We start from the raw sequence: 17,006 nt of genomic DNA on the forward strand, positions 1-17,006 counted from the left end.
GCTCACCCGTCCGGTCCGCCGGGGTCGCCGCCGGGCCGGGCGGCCGGAAAAGTGGCGGAGAACGCCGAGCGGGGCAGCGCCGAGCGGAGTGAGAGGGGCGGGCGTGTACGGGCGACCGGAGCAGGCCGACCACGGCGCGTCCCTGCGCCGCACCGTCGAGCGGCTGCGCGCGGAGCACCGCCTGGCCCGGCCCGCCGAGCCGGCCGGGCCGCCGCCGCTCGTCCCGGAGGCCGACCTCGACCCGGCCCTGGCCCGGCCGCCCGACCTCGACCTGCACCACCTGCTCGACGCCCTTCCGCAGGCCGCGGTGCTGGCCGAGCCGGTGCTCGACGAGTCCGGAGCCGTCCGCGACCTGGCCGCGGTGATCGTCAACGACGCGGCCGTCCGCGACCCGCACCACCCCGGCCAGGTGCACCGCGACACCCCCGAGGGGCGCGGCGTCTCGCTGCGCGAGGCGTACCCGGGCCTGTGGACGGCGGCGTTCGCGGACACCGTCGGCGAGGTGCTGCGCACCGGGTACGCGGCCCGCGCGGTGCCGGCGCGCTGGCAGCACCCGGTGCCCGACGGCAGCACCCGCACCCGGCGCGAGAGGGTCACCGTGCACCGGCTGGGGCGGCGGCTGCTGCTGGTGTGGCCGGACGCCCGCACCGAGGAGATCGCCCGTGCCGCGCAGCGCATCGCCCGGGTCGGCTGGGCCGAGTGGAGCCTGCCCGACGACCGGCTCGACATCTCGCCGGGCCTCGCCGTACTGCTGGGCCTCGCCCCCGAGACGGACGCCGTCCCGGTGGGCCTGGTGCTGCGCCGGGTCACCGAGACCGCCCGCCCCGCCCTGTACCGGGACCTCGACCGGCTGCTGTCCACCGGCGAGGACATCGACGTGCTGACCGAGCTGTACGGGGTCGGCCGGCCGCGCCGGGTCCGGCTGGTGGCGGAGGCGCTGCGCGAGGAGGGCGGCCCGGTCGAGGGCTTGCGGGCGGTGCTGCAGGACGTCACCGAACTGTCGGACAGCCGGCGGCGGCTGCGCGAGCAGGAGGAGGAGACCGAGCGGCAGGCCCGCCGCGCCGACGCCGAGCACCACGTCGTCCAGCGCCTCCAGGACGCCCTGCAGCCGCACTCCGGGCTGCTGTCCGGGCTCGGTGTCAGCACCGCCGTCGCCTACCGCCCGGCCGAGGGCGGGGTCGGCGGCGACTGGTTCAAGGTCCGTCAACTCCCGGACGGACGGGCGCTGCTGGCGGTCGGCGACGCGCGCGGGCACGGCCTGGACGCGGTCGCCCTGATGTCGATGCTGCGGCACGCGCTGGCCGGCCTGGCGTTCACCGGCGCGCTGGTGGAGTCGCTCGGCGGCTGGCTCAACCGGGTCGCCTGGGACGAGGGCGACGAGGCCACCGCCACCGCGGTGGTCTCCCGCTACTACCCGGACCGTCGGCTGCTGCGCTGGATCTGCGCCGGCCACCCCCCGCCCGTCCTGCTGCGCGAGGGCGAGGCCGCCCCGATGGAGCCGGCGACCGGCCCGCCGCTGGGCGTGCTGCCCGACGCCGCCTACCGGGCGGTGGAGACGCGCGTCCGCCCCGGCGACACCGTGCTGCTGTACACCGACGGCCTGATCGAGCGCCGCGACCAGGACATCGACGTCCGGCTGACGGCCCTGTGCGGGGCCGTCCGCACGCACGCCGCCGACCGGGCGGGCGACTCCGACCTGCAGGGGCTGGTGGACGCGGTGGTGCGCGAGATGTCCGGCCCGCTGTCGGAGGACGACGCCACGCTGCTGGCCTGCCGCTTCGAGCGCTGAGCGACCGGGCGCCGGACGGGCCCGGCCCGGCCCGACCGCCGGGCCGGGCGGGGGCCGGGCGGGGGACGGGCTCAGTCGTGCGGGACGACCGCGACCGGCGCCTGCGAGTGGTGGATCACCGCGTGGGCGACCGAGCCGAGCTTGCTGCCCAGGCCCAGGGCGCGTCGGCGGCGGCCGACCACCACCAGGTCGGCCTGCTCGGACGCCTCGACCAGCGCGGCCGCGCCGCCGCCGGTGCGCACGTCCTCCAGGACCAGGGTGCGCGGGTACTTCTCCCGCCACGGGGCGACCGCCTCGGCGACCATGCCGACCGCCAGCGCGCCCAGCTCCTGCTGCTCGGTCTCGAGCGGGATCCACCCGGCGTACCCGTACGCCGGCGGCAGCTCCCAGCCGTGCACCACCCGCACCCGGGCGCCGCGCAGCCGGGCCGCCTCGAAGGCGAACCCCAGGACGGCGCCGTCCGGCTCCAGCGCGTCCAGGCCGACCGCCACCTCGGGCTCGTGCGAGACCGGGTCGGGGCGGCCCTCGTGGACCAGCACCACCGGCTCCGTCGAACGGCCCGCCACGCCGAGGCTGACCGAGCCGACCAGCAGCCCCCGGAAGCCGCCCAGGCCGCGGGTGCCGATCACCAGCAGCTGCCCCTGTCCGGCGGCCTCGGTCAGCCCGTCGATCGCCGCGTCCGGCACCAGCTCGCCGGTCACCTCCAGGCCCGGGTAGGCGGCCGTCAGCTCCCGAGCGACGTCGGCCAGCATGTTCCGGGCGCCGCTCTCCAGGTCGTCGGCCTTCACCAGGTCGTTCGCCTTCCGCCCCAGGTACGGCCAGGCGTGCAGCAGCCGCAGCGGGGCGCCCCGGCGGCCCGCCTCCTGGGCGGCCCAGTGCGCGGCGGCCCGGCTGCGGACGGAGGCGTCTACGGCGGCGAGAACGGGACGAGTCATGGCAGTGCCTTCCCTGTACGAGTCCCGGCGGGCCCCCATCGCCCGGCGTCGGATCCGGGGCCCACTCTGCTCCCGTCCGCGCGGGCCCGCCAGGGCCGGCGGGCCCGGCGGGCGGGGGCCGTTGGTCCCGGCCCGGCTCCGGAACGGCACCCGGTGCTCCGTCCAGGGTCCAAGGCCCCTGCCGCGCCGGGCCCCAATCGCGCACCATGGGGGTACCGACCGGACGAATCCGGAGGAACCGCCCCCGGGCCGGCCGGAGCGACGATTCACGGGAGGTGACCGGCGTGACCACCGAACACGACCCCGCGCCCGCGGCCGCGCTCGCCCGACGCTTCGCCGACCGCCTCGCCGACCTCGGGATCACCGAGGCGCAGGCAGCGGCCAGGGCGGGCATGTCGACCGTCTACCTGCGCCGCGTCCTGGAGCTCGGACCCGGCTTCGACCCGCCCGCGCTGCTGCGGCTGTCCGCCGTCCTCGGCCTGGAGTACGAGGAACTGGTGGCGGGCCGGCCCGTCGAACGGGCCGCCCGCGCCGACGGCCCCGCCCTCGTCGGCCCGCCCGTCCTCGGCGAGCTCGACGTCGCCGAGTGCTGGCGGCGCCTGGGGAGCAACGGCCTCGGCCGGATCGCCCGCACCGGGCCCGACGGCCCCGTGGTGCGCCCCGTCGGCTACCTGGTGCACGGGCGGGCCGTCCTGTACCGCACCACCGAGGGCGGGGCGCTGGCGCCCGGGCCGGGCGGCGACGCCGCGTTCGAGGCGGACCGCGCCGACCGGGGCCTGCGCGAGGGCTGGAGCGTGCTGGTGACCGGCCCGCTGGAGTACGTCACCGAGCCGGCCCTGCTCGCCGAACTGCCCGAGCCGCCCGCCGACGGTCGCTGGGTCCGGCTCACCCCGACCACCGTCACCGGGCGCAGTATCCGGGCCCCTCGGAAGGGCTGAACCGGGCCGGCCCCTTCGCGGAGCGCGGTGTCCCTCTGGACGGCACTCACCGTAGCCGCGCTCCCGCGCGCCGGACCGGTGCCGCGTCCGCACCCGCTTGGCGCTCCGTCCACGGGAGGCGGAGGCTGGACGGGGAGAGACGGGGGAAGACGGGGACAGAACGGGAGACGGCGACGTGCGATGTCTGGTGACCGGTGCGACCGGGTACCTCGGCGGGCGACTGGTGCCCGAACTGCTGGCCGACGGGGCGAAGGTGCGCTGCCTGGTGCGCGACCCGGCCCGGCTGCGCGACCACCCCTGGCGGGCCGCCGTGGAGACCGCCACCGGTGACGTGACCAGACCGCCCACCCTGGACGGGGCCTTCGACGGCGTCGACGTCGCCTACTACCTGGTGCACTCGCTCGGCAGCGGCCCCGACTTCGAGCGCGTCGACCGGGACGCCGCCCGCGCCTTCGGCCTCGCCGCCGCCCGGGCCGGCGTGCGGCGGATCGTCTACCTCGGCGGCCTCGTCCCGCCCGACCTGCCCGAGGGGCGGCTCTCCCCGCACCTGCGCTCCCGGGTCGCCACCGGGCGGGCCCTGCGCGAGGGCGGCACGCCCGTCACCGAACTGCGCGCCGCCGTGGTGATCGGCTCCGGCTCGGCCTCCTTCGAGATGCTCCGCCACCTCACCGAGCGGCTCCCCGTGATGGTCACCCCGCGCTGGGTGGACACCCGGATCCAGCCGATCGCCGTCCGCGACGTGCTGCGCCTGCTGCTCGGCGCCGCCCACCTGCCCGACGACCCCGCCACCGACCGGGTCTTCGACGTCGGCGGCCCCGAGGTGCTCACCTACCGCGCGATGATGCAGCGCTACGCCCGCATCGCGGGCCTGCGGCGCCGGGTGATCGTCTCCGTGCCCGTCCTCACCCCCAGCCTGTCCTCGCACTGGGTCGGCCTGGTCACCCCCGTCCCCAGCGGCCTGGCCCGGCCGCTGGTCGAGTCGCTGCGCCACGAGGTGGTCCGCTCCGAACGGGACCTGGAGCGCTGGATCCCCGACCCGCCCGGCGGCCCGATCGGCTTCGACCGCGCCGTCTCGCTGGCCCTGCGCCGGATCCGCGACGACGAGGTGGACACCCGCTGGTCCTCCGCCTCGCTGCCCGGCGCCCCCAGCGACCCGCTGCCCACCGACCCGGACTGGGCCGGCGGCAGCCTCTACCAGGACGTCCGCGAACGGCTGGTGGCCGCCCCGCCCGAGGCGCTGTGGCGGGTGGTCGAGGGCATCGGCGGCGAACACGGCTGGTACTCCTTCCCGCTCGCCTGGACGGTGCGCGGCGCGCTCGACCGGCTGGTCGGCGGCGTCGGACTGCGCCGCGGTCGGCGCTCACCCGGACGGCTGAGGGTCGGCGACTCGCTCGACTTCTGGCGCGTCGAGGAGATCGACCCCGGCCGGCTGCTGCGGCTGCGCGCCGAGATGCGGCTGCCCGGCCTGGCCTGGCTGGAACTCACCGTCACCCCCGACGGGGACGGCGCCCGCTACCGCCAGCGCGCCCTGTTCCACCCGCACGGCCTGGCCGGACAGGCCTACTGGTGGTCGGTGGCCCCGTTCCACGCCGTGGTCTTCGGCGGAATGGCCCGCAACATCGCCGCCCGCGCCGAGGCCGGATGACCGCCGCCCGGGGGGTTGGTTGCGGAGACACCCCCGGGACGAGATATCTTGACGTCAAGACGTTGCAGACGTGGAAGCTGGAGCTACGGTGACTGACTCGACCATCATCTACACCCACACGGACGAGGCACCCGCCCTCGCCACGTACTCGTTCCTGCCGGTCGTCCAGGCGTACGCCGCCACCGCCGGTGTGAGCGTGGAGACCCGCGACATCTCGCTGGCCGGTCGGATCATCGCCGTCTTCCCGGAGTACCTCCAGGAGGACCAGCGCATCGCCGACGCCCTCGCCGAGCTGGGCGAGCTGGCCAAGACCCCCGGCGCCAACATCATCAAGCTGCCGAACATCTCGGCCTCCATCCCGCAGCTCAAGGCCGCCATCGCCGAGCTGCGGGCCCAGGGCTACGCCCTGCCCGAGTACCCGGACGAGCCGAAGACCGACGAGGAGCGCGACGTCCGCGCCCGCTACGACAAGGTCAAGGGCTCCGCCGTCAACCCGGTGCTGCGCGAGGGCAACTCCGACCGCCGCGCCCCGCTGTCGGTCAAGAACTACGCCAAGACCCACCCGCACCGGATGGGCGCCTGGTCGGCCGACTCCAAGACCAACGTCGCCACCATGGGCGTCAACGACTTCCGCTCCACCGAGAAGTCCGCCGTGATCGCCGAGGACGGCGCGCTGCGCATCGAGCTGGTCGCCGAGGACGGCACCGTCACCGTGCTGCGCGAGAAGGTCCCGGTGCTGGCCGGCGAGGTCGTCGACGCCTCCGTGATGCGCGCCGCCGCCCTGAACGAGTTCCTGGCCGCGCAGGTCGCCCGCGCCAAGGCCGAGGGCGTGCTGTTCTCGGTGCACCTCAAGGCCACCATGATGAAGGTCTCCGACCCGATCCTGTTCGGCCACGTGGTCCGCGCCTTCTTCCCGAAGACCTTCGCCGCGTTCGGCGCCGACCTGGCCGCCGCCGGTCTCAACCCGAACAACGGCCTCGGCGGCATCCTGGCCGGCCTGGACAAGCTCCCCAACGGCGCCGAGATCAAGGCCTCCTTCGACGCCGAGATCGCCGACGGCCCGGCCCTGGCCATGGTCGACTCCGACAAGGGCATCACCAACCTGCACGTCCCCAGCGACGTCATCGTGGACGCCTCGATGCCGGCCATGATCCGCACCTCCGGCCACATGTGGGGCCCGGACGGCCAGGAGGCCGACACCCTCGCCGTCATCCCGGACAGCTCCTACGCGGGCGTCTACCAGGCCACCATCGACGACTGCCGCGCCAACGGCGCCCTCGACCCGGCCACCATCGGCTCCGTCCCGAACGTCGGCCTGATGGCCCAGGCCGCCGAGGAGTACGGCAGCCACGACAAGACCTTCGAGATCGCCGCCGCCGGCACCGTCCGCCTGGTGGACGCGAACGGCGAGACCGTCCTCGAGCAGGCCGTCGCCCCCGGCGACATCTTCCGCTCCTGCCAGACCAAGGACCTGCCGATCCAGGACTGGGTCAAGCTGGCCGTCACCCGCGCCCGCGCCACCGGCGACCCGGCCGTCTTCTGGCTGGACGAGGGCCGCGCCCACGACGCCGTGCTGATCGAGAAGGTCAAGAAGTACCTGCCCGAGCACGACACCGAGGGCCTGGACATCCGGATCCTCCCCCCGGTCGAGGCCACCAAGCTCTCCCTGGAGCGCATCCGCCGCGGCGAGAACACCATCTCCGTCACCGGCAACGTGCTGCGCGACTACCTGACCGACCTGTTCCCGATCCTGGAGCTGGGCACCAGCGCCAAGATGCTGTCGGTCGTCCCGCTGATGGCGGGCGGCGGCCTGTTCGAGACCGGCGCCGGCGGCTCCGCCCCCAAGCACGTCCAGCAGCTGGTCAAGGAGAACTACCTGCGCTGGGACTCGCTCGGCGAGTTCTTCGCGCTGGCCGCCTCCTTCGAGCACCTGGCCACCACCACCGGCAACGCCGGCGCCCAGGTCCTCGCCGACACCCTGGACCGGGCCACCGGCACCTTCCTCAACGAGGACAAGTCGCCCTCGCGCCGCCTCGGCGGCATCGACAACCGCGGCAGCCACTTCTACCTGGCCCTGTACTGGGCCCAGGAGCTGGCCGCCCAGACCGAGGACGCCGCGCTCGCCGCCGCGTTCGCCCCGCTCGCCGCGACCCTGGCCGAGCAGGAGCAGACCATCGTCGGCGAGCTGATCGCCGTCCAGGGCCAGCCCGCCGAGCTCGGCGGCTACTACCAGCCCGACCCGGCCAAGGCCGCCGCCGTGATGCGCCCGTCGAAGACCCTCAACGACGCGCTCGCCTCGCTGGCCTGACCGCCCGGCACGGCCCGACGCCGCCGCGGACCGCCCCCAGGGGCGGGACGCGGCGGCGTTCCGCGTTCCCCGGCGCTCCCGGCGGGTCGAACGCCGTACTACTACTTCTCGACCCAGGAGTTCCTGATCCAGGGCCCCCGGCCGCAGGAGCGGACGGTGACCGGGCGGCGGTGGGCCGCACCCGTACCCGGCGGGGGCGCGTGCGGTCAAGTCCGCGCGTGCGCAGCGTGGCCATGCTGCTACGTTCCGTGCATGGCAGACTTCAGCGACATCGCCCAGTCGTTCGCGCAGCACTACTTCACCACCTTCGACAGCTACGACTCGCGGGACGGCCTCGCGGGCCTCTACCGGCCGGAGTCGATGCTCACCTGGGAGGGCCGGCAGAGCCAGGGGGCGACCGCCATCCTCGACCAGTTCAAGAAGCCCGAACTGAAGGTCGTCAAGCACCGGATCGCCTCGGTCGACTCGCAGCCCGGCGCGAACAGCGGCATCGCGGTCCTCGTGGCCGGCGCCCTCGCCGTCGACAACGCCTTCGACCAGCCGCTGCAGTTCACCGAGGCGTTCAACCTGGCCCCGGTCCCCGGCCAGCCCGGCGGCTTCTTCGTCTTCAACCAGATCTTCCGCCTCGTCCGCGCCTGATGCCGCATCGGGCCCGGGTGCCAGCGCGACCGGCGCGGCACCCGGCCCCGCGCCACCACCCCGGGGCGGGCCGACCACGGGAACGGACGGGTGCGCACTACAGTGCACGGCATGCCCACACCGCAATTCATCCTGGATCTGCGCGAACACGTCGGCCACGGCCCGCTGTGGCTGTCCGGCATCACCGCCGTGGTGGTCGAGGACGGCCGGATCCTGCTCAACCGCCGCTCCGACACCGGCCGTTGGGCCCTGCTGCACGGCATCGTGGAGCCCGGCGAGCAGCCCGCCGACACCGTGGTGCGCGAGGTGCGGGAGGAGACCGGCGTCACCGTGGCGCCCGAGCGGATCACCAGCGTGCACACCCTGCCCGCCTTCGCCTGCGCCAACGGCGACCAGGTGCAGTACCTGGACATCGCCTTCCGCTGCCGCCCGCTGGCCGGCGAGGCGGTGGTCAACGACGACGAGTCGCTCGCGGTCGCCTGGTTCCCGCTGGACGCCCTCCCGCCGCTGGCCCCCAACGACACCCTGCTGCTGGAGAAGGCGCTCGCCGACCACCCCTCGCCCTGGTTCACCCTGAGCTGACACGCCACCGGAACTCCCCTCCGGCGCAAGGCCGGTGGGGGATGCGGGAGGCGATCATGGACTACCCGCCGACCCGGCTGCCCGGGCGCGGCCCCGGCTGGTACCGGGGCGACCTGCACGTGCACCCGGTGCACTCCGGCGGCGGACTCACCCCCGCCGGACGGACCGCCTTCGTCCGAGTCGAGGTGCGCCGCCCGGACGGGCGGCCGGGGGCAGCGGTGCGGGGCCCGTCGAGGGCTCGGTCACGCCCGCCAACGTACCGTGCACGTCCGACGCCCCGTCAGGGGGCGGCCGGATCGCGGCGCCGGGTCACGGCGTCAGGTCGCGGCTCCAGGCCACCTCGCCGGCCAGCGAGCCGTCCGCGAGGTACTGGCGGACCTGCGGGGAGGCGGCGAGCGCGGCCGCCGCCTCCGGAACGGGCACCTCGCGGAAGCCCAGGCGTCGCCAGAACGCGCCCGCGTCGGTGGAGAACAGGTAGACGCGGCGGATGCCGCCCGCCGCGGCCTCGGCCAGCACGTCCTCGACCAGGCGGCGGGCGGTGCCGTGCCCGCGCCGGTCGGGGCGGACCGCGACGCTGCGCAGCAGGCCGACCGGCCCGGCGAGCTCCAGGGCCGCGCTGGCGGTCGGCCCGGCGGCGTCCCTGGTGGTCCACAGCAGGGTGCCGGGCTCGTCCAGGCCGTGCGGGTCCAGGCCCTGGGCGCGCAGGAAGGCGGCGAGGTCGTCGAGGTCGGCGGTGGCGGCGGTCATCGGTCGGGATCCTTCCGGGGGAACGGGGCGGCGGTCGGACGATATCCGGCCGCTGTTACGCGCGGTGGTCTGACGCCGTGTCAGGCCGGTGAACCGTGCCGCGCCGGAGGGGCGTCAGGCCGGGCCGAGGACGATCCGCTCGGTGACCTGGCCGGGGTGGACGGACACGCCGTCGAGCGTCGCGGGGTGCAGGTGGCCGGCCCGGTCGAGGGTGAACAGCAGGTCGTGGCCGGGCGGCAGGTTGCCGTCGGCGGGGCGGCGCAGCACCCGGGCGCCGGCGGCGTGCCGGCGGGCCAGCTCGGGGCCGGTCAGGGCGGCCGGGAGGACCGTCGCGGTGGGGGCGTCGCCCACCACGCCGGGCCCGGGCGCGGCGGCGGGCAGCCGGAACACCGGCAGGTCGGACCCGTCGCGCAGGACGGCCGCCGCGAGCGCGTTGAACTCGTCCTCGGCGGTCAGCAGGTACACCGCGGTGACGCCCTCCGCCTCGGCGCCCTCGCCGCTCGCGGTGGCCAGCAGCTCGCCGTCGGCGAGTTCGAGCCCGGCCGCGGCGATCCGCTCCCGCTGCTCGTCGCGCCCGGCCCACAGCAGCACGTCCAGGCCCGCCGAACGCAGCACGGAGGCCAGTTCGACCGTCCAGGGCTCGCCGCCCACCAGCAGCGGGCGCGAACGGGCCGGGCGGGTCACCCGCAGCAGCCGGGCCACCGGGACGGCGGTCAGGCCGTACAGCGTCACGGTGAACACGATCACCAGGAAGGTGGTCGGCAGGATCCGGTCCGCGCCGCCGACGCCCGCCGCGGCCAGGCCGGCGGAGAAGGTCGCGGCGGTGGACGCGGCGACGATGCCGCGCGGCGCCATCCAGCCCAGGAACGCCCGCTCGCCCTCGCCCAGGTCGGTGCGCAGGGTGGACAGCGACGCCACCACCGGCCGCACCACGACCACCAGCAGCGCGGTCAGGGCCAGCGCGGGCAGCACCACCGGGCGCACCGAGGCCCAGGTGACGGTCGAGGAGATCGACACGAACAGCACGCCGACGATCAGCGCCACCAGCGTCTCCAGGAAGGTCTGCCGGGCGGGCAGGTCGAAGGCGGGGGCGGTGGCGGCCACCACGCCCATCACGATCGCCGCGATCAGCCCGGTGTCGTCGCGCAGCGCGTCGCAGACCGCGGCGATGCCCACCACCGCCGCCAACTGGGCGTTGGTGCCCATGACTTCGTTCAGCCGGGCGCGGACCAGCAACAGCCACAGCAGCGCCGCACCGACCGCGCCGCCGAGCAGGCCCAGGCCCACGTTGGCGGCGAACCGCAGTAGGCCCTGACCGATCCCCCGGTGCTGCTCGCTCACCAGCGCGTGGAAGACCAGCGCGCCGAGGATGCCGCCGATCGGGTCGATCAACGAGCCCTCCCACACCAGGATCCGCTGCACCCGCTCGTTCGGCCGGACGAAGTTCAGCAGCGGCCCCACCACGGTCGGCCCGGACACCACCAGCACCGCGCCGAGCATCGCCGCCGCCCGGCCCGAGACGCCGAGCAGCGGGGCGGCCGCGAACGCGGTGGCCGGGACGGTCACCACGATGCCGACCCACACCAGCCGCACCACCACCCGCCGGGCGTGGCCGGTCAGTCTGCGCAGGTCCAGGCCGAGCCCGGCCTCGTACAGGATGACCGCGACGGCGAGCGAGACCAGCGGGGAGAACGCCGGGCCCAGCAGCTGGTCCGGGTGGATGTCGTCGGTGACCGCGCCGGCCGCGAAGCCCACCGGCAGCAGCACGATGATCGCCGGGATGCGCAGCCGGGCGGCCAGCAGCTGGGAGGCGACGGCGAGCACCAGGGTCAGGCCGGCCCCGATCAGGATCTGCTCAGAGGTCATCCCGCCATCCCACGACGCGCACCGGGCCCCCGGCGCGCCACGCGCCCGGCAGGTCCCCCGTCCGGCCCAGTCGGCCCGGCGGAGGTCCTGCGGCAGTCCGGTGGCGACCCGGTGGCGGCCTCGTGGCGGCCCGGCCCGTCGGCCCCGGGGCGAATCGGGCCGTACTGGTCACAAGCGGGGAAAACCCCACCCGCACAAGGAAGTTGCCAGGTCGAAGAAGTGCGGCCGAAACGCGACCCCCCGGTGACTGTCAGCGCGGCGTCCCTTACTGTACGGGCATGAGTCCTAGGGGGAGCGCGGCCGGCGACCGCGGCACGGCAGTGGTGATCGGCGGCGGACTGGCCGGATGCCTGGCCGCCTGGGCGCTGCACGGCGTCGCGGACCGGGTCGTGGTGGTCGAACGCGACCGCTACCCGGAGGGGGCCGACTTCCGCCCCGGCGTCCCGCAGGCCAAGCACAGCCACCTGCTGCTGGAGGCCGGTCAGCGCACCATCGACGACCTGCTGCCCGGCGCCCTCGCCGAACTCGTCGCGGCCGGCGCCAACCGCGTCCCGCTCTCCGGCGGCCTGCGCTGGCTCACCGCCGCCGGCTGGCTCGCCCCGTACGAGAGCGACCTCGCGGTGCTCGGCTGCAGCCGCCCGCTGATCGACCGGGTGGTGCTGGACCGCGTCCGCACCGCGCCGAACATCGAGTTCCGCACCGGCACCGAGGTGACCGGCCTGCTCGGCGACCGGCACGCCGTCACCGGCGTCCGGACCGCCGGCCGGGGCAGGGACGGCGGACGGGACGCGGAGATATCCGCCGAACTGGTCGTCGACGCCGCCGGACGCTCCACCCGGGCCGCCAAGTGGCTCTCGCTGCTCGGCGCGTCCGTCGTCCCCCGGGAACGCGTCGACGCCGGCGTCTCCTACGCCACCCGCTTCTACCACCGCCCCGCCGAGGCCCCCGCCGACTCCGCCCTCTACCTGCAGAGCCACGCCCCCGACCAGGGCCGCTTCGGCGTCCTGCTGCCCGTCGAGGGCCAGCGCTGGATCGTCGGCATCGGCGGCATGCGCGGCTTCGAACCCTCCATCCAGCCCGAGGAGTTCGAGAAGCAGCTCGGCCTGCTGCGCGACCCCGGCATCGCCGAGGCGATCACCGGCGCCAAGCCCGCCGGGCCCGCCCGCGGCTTCGTCCCCGGGCCCAGCGTGTGGCGGCACTACGAGCGCTCCGCCCCGCACGGCTTCCTCGCCCTCGGCGACGCCTCCTGCACCTTCAACCCGGTCTACGGCCAGGGCATGACGGTGGCCGCCCTCGGCGCCCGCGCCCTGCGCGAGGCCGTCCGCAAGCACGGCGACCTCGGCCACGCGGCGGCCCGCGAGACCCGCGACGCCATCGCCTCGGTCACCAGGAACCCCTGGCAGATGGCCGCCGGCGAGGACGTCCGCTTCGCCGGCACCACCGGCGGTCCCTCCGGCCTCCAGGTCAAGGTCCAACAGCGGCTGCTGGACCGGGTGCTGGCCCGCGCCGTCACCGACGTCCGGGTCGCCGCCGCGTTCCACCAGGTCGCCGCCATGGTGGAACCGCCCACCCTGCTGTTCCGTCCCTCCGTGCTGGGACCGGTCCTGTTCGGCGGCTGACCGCACGGCCTCCGCACCGCGCTCCGGGCCCGTACCGGCGCGACACCCCGGTGTGTCGGCCTGGGCGACGACTCCGGACAGCGCGGGCTTCCGGTTCGAGTTCTCCTGCTCGCGCTGCTACGGCACCTGGCGCTCCGAGTTCGAGCCCTTCCGCACCGGCCGGGCTCCGGCAGGGACTCGTACTCGCCCTCCCCGTTCGCGGGGTGGGGCGCCGGGCGCCCGGTGACGGCGGCTCAGGCCCCGGATCCGGTCAGATCCCGTGGGTGGGCAGCAGCAGGATCCGCTCGGGGTCGTAGCGCCGCCAGGCGGGGGCCGCGGTGGCGCCGATCAGGCGCAGGCGGCACCAGGGCTCGCCCTCGGGGGAGTGCCACCAGGCGTTGATCCGGCCCAGGGCCCACGTCCCGGAGCCGTCGAGCAGGACTTCCACGGGCTGGTAGGCGGGATGGACGTCCTGTTCCGGCGGGGACCAGGCGGGGTCGGTCTGCAGCTGCGGAGGGTGCACTGCGGGCCTCCTTCGAGTCCGGTCGGCGGGGGTGACGGGTGCGGGGTGCCCGAACGGCCCGGCTGGTGGCGGTCGGGAACACTCTACAGAGGTGTAGAAACCGATGGCGGGCAATCCGGACAGCGTGGCGCGACGGCGCCGCCCGGGTGGCGGGTTCACGCCGGATCCGGCCGCGTCGCGGGCGCCGTCCGGCCGCGCCGCGGGCCCCTTCCGGCCGGTCATAGACTCGACGGATGACAGCTGAGGACTCCTCGATCGAGGCGCTGGGCGCCCTCGCCGACCCGGTGCGGCGCGCCCTCTACCGGCACGTGGCCGCGGCCCCGCAGGAGGTCGGCCGGGACGCGGCGGCCGAGGCGGCGGGCGTCTCCCGCTCCCTGGCCGCCTTCCACCTGGACAAGCTGGTCGACGCCGGCCTGCTGACGGCCTCCTACCGCCGCCCCGCCGGGCGCGGCGGCCCCGGCGCCGGCCGCCCCGCCAAGTTCTACCGCCGGGCCGACACCGAGATCGCGGTCACCCTCCCGCCCCGGGCCTACGGCGCGGTCGGCCGGCTGCTCGCCGAGGTGGTCGAACGGGCGGGCCTGGACCGGGAGTTGCAGGCGGCGGCCCGCACGGAGGGCGAGGCGGGGGAGTGCGCGTCCGACGACCTGCCGGACGCCCTGCGCGAACGCGGCTACGCGCCGTTCCTGGACGGGGAGGTGCTGCGGCTGGGCAACTGCCCCTTCCACGCGCTGGCGGACGAGTTCCCCGCGCTGGTGTGCGGAATGAACCTGGCCCTGCTGGAGGGGCTGGCCGGGGACGGCTGGACGCCCGCGATGGACCCGTGCGCGGGCGGGTGCTGCGTGTCGCTCTCCAGGAGCCAGCTCTAAAAACAATATCCATTGACTATAGAAGCCGAGTCGGGCCATGCTTGCCGCATGACCACCCCTCAGCCCGCCGCCGCCCCGCGCGGCCACCACCTCGCCCAGGTCAACGTCGGCCGTACCGTCGCCCCGCTGGACAGCCCACAACTCGCCGGATTCATGGCCCAGTTGGCCGAGATCAACGCGCTCGCCGAACGCAGCCCCGGCTTCGTCTGGCGGATGGTCGACGAGACGGGCGCCGACGCGACCGGCCTGCGGCCCGACCTGGAGGACGACCTGCTCCAGATCAACTGCTCGATCTGGGAGTCGGTCGAGGCGCTGCGCGACTACACCTACCGCAGCGACCACCTGCGGGTGCTGGCCCGCCGCCGCGACTGGTTCCAGCCCCCCACCGCGGCCCACCACGCCATGTGGTGGATCCCGATCGGCCACCGCCCCACCCCCGCCGAAGCGATGGCCCGCATCACCACCCTCCGCACCCACGGGCCGGGCCCGGACGCCTTCACCTTCCGCGACCCGCATCCGGCACCGGGCGGGGAGTGAAGGCCCGGAAGGAGCGGCGGCGGACCTCTCGCGGCCACGGCCCCCCGCGGTGGTGCTCTCCCGGGTCTCAGCCGATCGGCTTCAGGCGGGTGCCGGAGGCCGTGACCGCCTCGACCGCGGTGGGGCCGGCGCCCGGGTTGTCGAGGGCCAGGGTGCGGGTGGGCGGGGCGGGTTGGTCGAGGCGGCGGGTCGGGGTGGTGACGGCCAGGCGGGTGATCCGGCGGCTGGCGGCCACCAGGAGGTAGGGGGTGCCGTTCGGGGCGCGCCAGCGGTACTGGGCGACGGTGTCCTGCTCGTAGCGGCTGCAGGCCCGCCCGTCCGCGTGCGCCAGCCGCTCGGCGCGGCCGCCGCCGGGCGGCAGCACCGCCGCCGCCGCGCTGCCCGAGCCGTCCCAGCGGTCGGCCCGCAGGCAGGCCCAGGCCAGTTCGCCGGCGTTCTGCGGAAGCCGCTGGTCGGCGAACTCCCACAGGTTCAACTGCCGTACCTCCGGCCCGGCTTCGGGCACCGCGCAGGCGCCCGCCGCCCACCGGCGCAGGGCCTGCGGGCCGACCGCCTCACGTGGCGGCCGGGCCGGGGAGGAGGCGTCCGGCGGCGGGGTGTACGTCAGGTGGGCGGGGGCGAGGCCGCCGAGGTCGGCGAGCAGGAAGGCGTGCTGCTCGGCGACCACCGGGTCCGAGCGCAGTTGCAGCACCGGCCCCGGGCAGCCCGGCGCGGCCGCCCCCGGCACCGGCGCGGTGACCCCGGCGGTGAGGGCCAGCGGGTGTTCCGCCTCGTCCGGCCGGTCCAGCCGCCGGGTCGCCGCGGACGCCACCCAGGGGGCCAGCAGGTACCGCGCGCCGTGGTCGTCGCGGTGCAGGACGACCGCCGCGCCCGCCGTCACGTCGCTGTCCCCGGCGGGTGCCAGGGCGAGGGCCGGGCCCGATCCGGACGCCGGGTCCTCGGTGTACCTGGCCAGGCTCCGGCCGTCCGTCAGCAGCACCACCGCCGCGCCGTCCAGCCGCCCCGCGTACAGGAGCTGGGGCACGGCGACGGGCGGGCCCGCCTGCCGCCAGGCGGCCGTCGCGCGGCTGACCAGGGCGCCGTCGTCGCGCAGGTCGCCGCGGGCGGGCCAGACCGGGAGGCCGAGCTTCGCGGTCGTCCGCCACAGGTCGTCGGCCCGGCGCTCGGGAACGGCCGCGCCCGGGGCGGCGGCCGCCGCCGCGTCCGGCCCGCCGGTGCCCGGCCCGGCCGGGAGCAGGGCCGGCAGGACGCCCGCGGTCAGCGCCACCGCCACCGTCGCGGCCGCCGCCGTCAGCCGGCGGCGGCGCAGCAGGTCGCCCGGCTGCAGGTGCACCGTGCAGGCGTCGTGGCCGGGCGGGAGGTCGGACCAGGCGGGGCCGCCCAGCGAGCGCAGCAGTTCGGCACCGGCCCGGGCGGCGTCGGCGGGCGCCTCCACCCCGGCCCAGGCCAGCACCTCGGCGGCCTCGGCCCGGGGCAGTCCGTCCAGCGCCTGGATCGCGAAACCCGCCCGCGCCGGGGCCGGCAACCCGGCCAGCCGGGCGTCGAGTTCGGCGTCCCCGTCGTCCGGCGGCGTGAACAGCCGCACCCCCCACACCCGGGGGAACGCCGCTCCGGGCCACCGCCGCCGGCGCAGCGCCCCGCGCAGCACCCGGATCCGCGCCGCCGGGTACCCGGCCGCCCCGGCCGCCCGTCCGCCGAGCACCGGCAGGGCCCGCTGCACCACCGCGTGCGCCGCCACCACCCGGGCGTGCCGCCCCCGGTCGGCGGGCAGCGTCAGGTACGCCAGGCACACCAGCCGCCGGTAGTGCCGCACCAGTACGGCCTCCGCGGAACCCGGCCGACCGCCCGCACCGGTCACCCCGGGCTGCGGCAGCGTCTTGAGATCCATCGGCCCCTCCAAGGCATCGGGACGAGCCCGGCTCTACGTCGGACGGACCAACGAGTGGATCATCGGATAGTTGCGCTACGCACCGCCGCGCCACCGCCGCGCCGCTTGCCGCGCTCCCTGCCGACCGGGTGGACCTCGCCGCACC

Annotated in this window: 14 protein-coding genes; 9 read left to right on the forward strand and 5 right to left on the reverse strand. The window is 76.2% G+C overall.

Annotated elements, in window-relative coordinates; all coding sequences use genetic code 11:
• Positions 1-103 precede the first annotated feature (103 nt).
• Positions 104-1,789: a PP2C family protein-serine/threonine phosphatase gene (locus tag OO48_RS17285; protein ID WP_051732235.1), complete on the forward strand. Its 1,686-nt coding sequence runs from the start codon at positions 104-106 to the stop codon at positions 1,787-1,789.
• Positions 1,790-1,860: 71 nt separating this feature from the next.
• Here OO48_RS17285 and OO48_RS17290 read toward each other — a convergent pair whose 3' ends face one another.
• Entirely contained in the window at positions 1,861-2,724 is an 864-nt protein-coding gene (locus tag OO48_RS17290; protein WP_033217149.1) for a universal stress protein, read from the reverse strand.
• Positions 2,725-3,008: 284 nt separating this feature from the next.
• Between OO48_RS17290 and OO48_RS17295 the strand changes: the two genes are divergently transcribed.
• The 5 genes from OO48_RS17295 to OO48_RS17315 all read left to right on the forward strand — a co-directional run bounded on the left by OO48_RS17295 (position 3,009) and on the right by OO48_RS17315 (position 8,836).
• Positions 3,009-3,662, forward strand: coding sequence for a pyridoxamine 5'-phosphate oxidase family protein (locus OO48_RS17295; RefSeq protein WP_157845474.1), 654 nt, complete (start codon positions 3,009-3,011; stop codon positions 3,660-3,662).
• 175 nt (positions 3,663-3,837) lie between these two features.
• Complete coding sequence (locus OO48_RS17300) at positions 3,838-5,307, forward strand: SDR family oxidoreductase (RefSeq protein WP_033217151.1); 1,470 nt, start codon at positions 3,838-3,840, stop codon at positions 5,305-5,307.
• Positions 5,308-5,395: 88 nt separating this feature from the next.
• Entirely contained in the window at positions 5,396-7,615 is a 2,220-nt protein-coding gene (locus OO48_RS17305) for an NADP-dependent isocitrate dehydrogenase (RefSeq protein WP_033217152.1), read from the forward strand.
• A 252-nt stretch (positions 7,616-7,867) separates the two neighbouring features.
• The gene (locus OO48_RS17310) at positions 7,868-8,254 is read left to right on the forward strand and encodes a nuclear transport factor 2 family protein (RefSeq protein ID WP_033217154.1); all 387 of its coding nucleotides are present in this window, start codon (positions 7,868-7,870) and stop codon (positions 8,252-8,254) included.
• Between the two features lie 111 nt (positions 8,255-8,365).
• On the forward strand, positions 8,366-8,836 hold the full coding sequence (locus OO48_RS17315) for an NUDIX hydrolase (RefSeq protein ID WP_033217155.1): 471 nt from the start codon (positions 8,366-8,368) through the stop codon (positions 8,834-8,836).
• A 309-nt stretch (positions 8,837-9,145) separates the two neighbouring features.
• Here the strand turns inward: OO48_RS17315 and OO48_RS17320 are convergent, their stop codons facing one another.
• Both OO48_RS17320 and OO48_RS17325 read right to left on the reverse strand, forming a co-directional pair.
• A complete protein-coding gene (locus OO48_RS17320) occupies positions 9,146-9,583 on the reverse strand; it encodes a GNAT family N-acetyltransferase (RefSeq protein ID WP_033217157.1) in 438 nt (145 codons plus the stop codon).
• Positions 9,584-9,697: 114 nt separating this feature from the next.
• A complete protein-coding gene (locus tag OO48_RS17325) occupies positions 9,698-11,449 on the reverse strand; it encodes a cation:proton antiporter domain-containing protein (RefSeq protein ID WP_033217159.1) in 1,752 nt (583 codons plus the stop codon).
• Positions 11,450-11,727: 278 nt separating this feature from the next.
• On the opposite strand from OO48_RS17325, the gene OO48_RS17330 reads away from it, so the two are divergent.
• Positions 11,728-13,068 (forward strand): NAD(P)/FAD-dependent oxidoreductase, encoded by a 1,341-nt coding sequence (locus tag OO48_RS17330; RefSeq protein WP_051732236.1) that lies wholly within the window; start codon positions 11,728-11,730, stop codon positions 13,066-13,068.
• Positions 13,069-13,318: 250 nt separating this feature from the next.
• On the opposite strand, the gene OO48_RS17335 is transcribed toward OO48_RS17330, so the two are convergent.
• Complete coding sequence (locus tag OO48_RS17335; RefSeq protein WP_033217163.1) at positions 13,319-13,570, reverse strand: hypothetical protein; 252 nt, start codon at positions 13,568-13,570, stop codon at positions 13,319-13,321.
• Positions 13,571-13,803: 233 nt separating this feature from the next.
• Between OO48_RS17335 and OO48_RS17340 the strand changes: the two genes are divergently transcribed.
• Positions 13,804-14,436, forward strand: coding sequence for a helix-turn-helix transcriptional regulator (locus tag OO48_RS17340; RefSeq protein WP_033217165.1), 633 nt, complete (start codon positions 13,804-13,806; stop codon positions 14,434-14,436).
• 48 nt (positions 14,437-14,484) lie between these two features.
• The gene (locus tag OO48_RS17345; protein WP_033217167.1) at positions 14,485-14,973 is read left to right on the forward strand and encodes a DUF3291 domain-containing protein; all 489 of its coding nucleotides are present in this window, start codon (positions 14,485-14,487) and stop codon (positions 14,971-14,973) included.
• A 67-nt stretch (positions 14,974-15,040) separates the two neighbouring features.
• Here OO48_RS17345 and OO48_RS17350 read toward each other — a convergent pair whose 3' ends face one another.
• Complete coding sequence (locus tag OO48_RS17350; protein WP_051732237.1) at positions 15,041-16,861, reverse strand: hypothetical protein; 1,821 nt, start codon at positions 16,859-16,861, stop codon at positions 15,041-15,043.
• Between the last annotated feature and the right edge of the window lie 145 nt (positions 16,862-17,006).

The sequence above is a fragment of the Kitasatospora phosalacinea genome (assembly GCF_000716545.1).
Lineage (GTDB): Bacteria > Actinomycetota > Actinomycetes > Streptomycetales > Streptomycetaceae > Kitasatospora > Kitasatospora phosalacinea.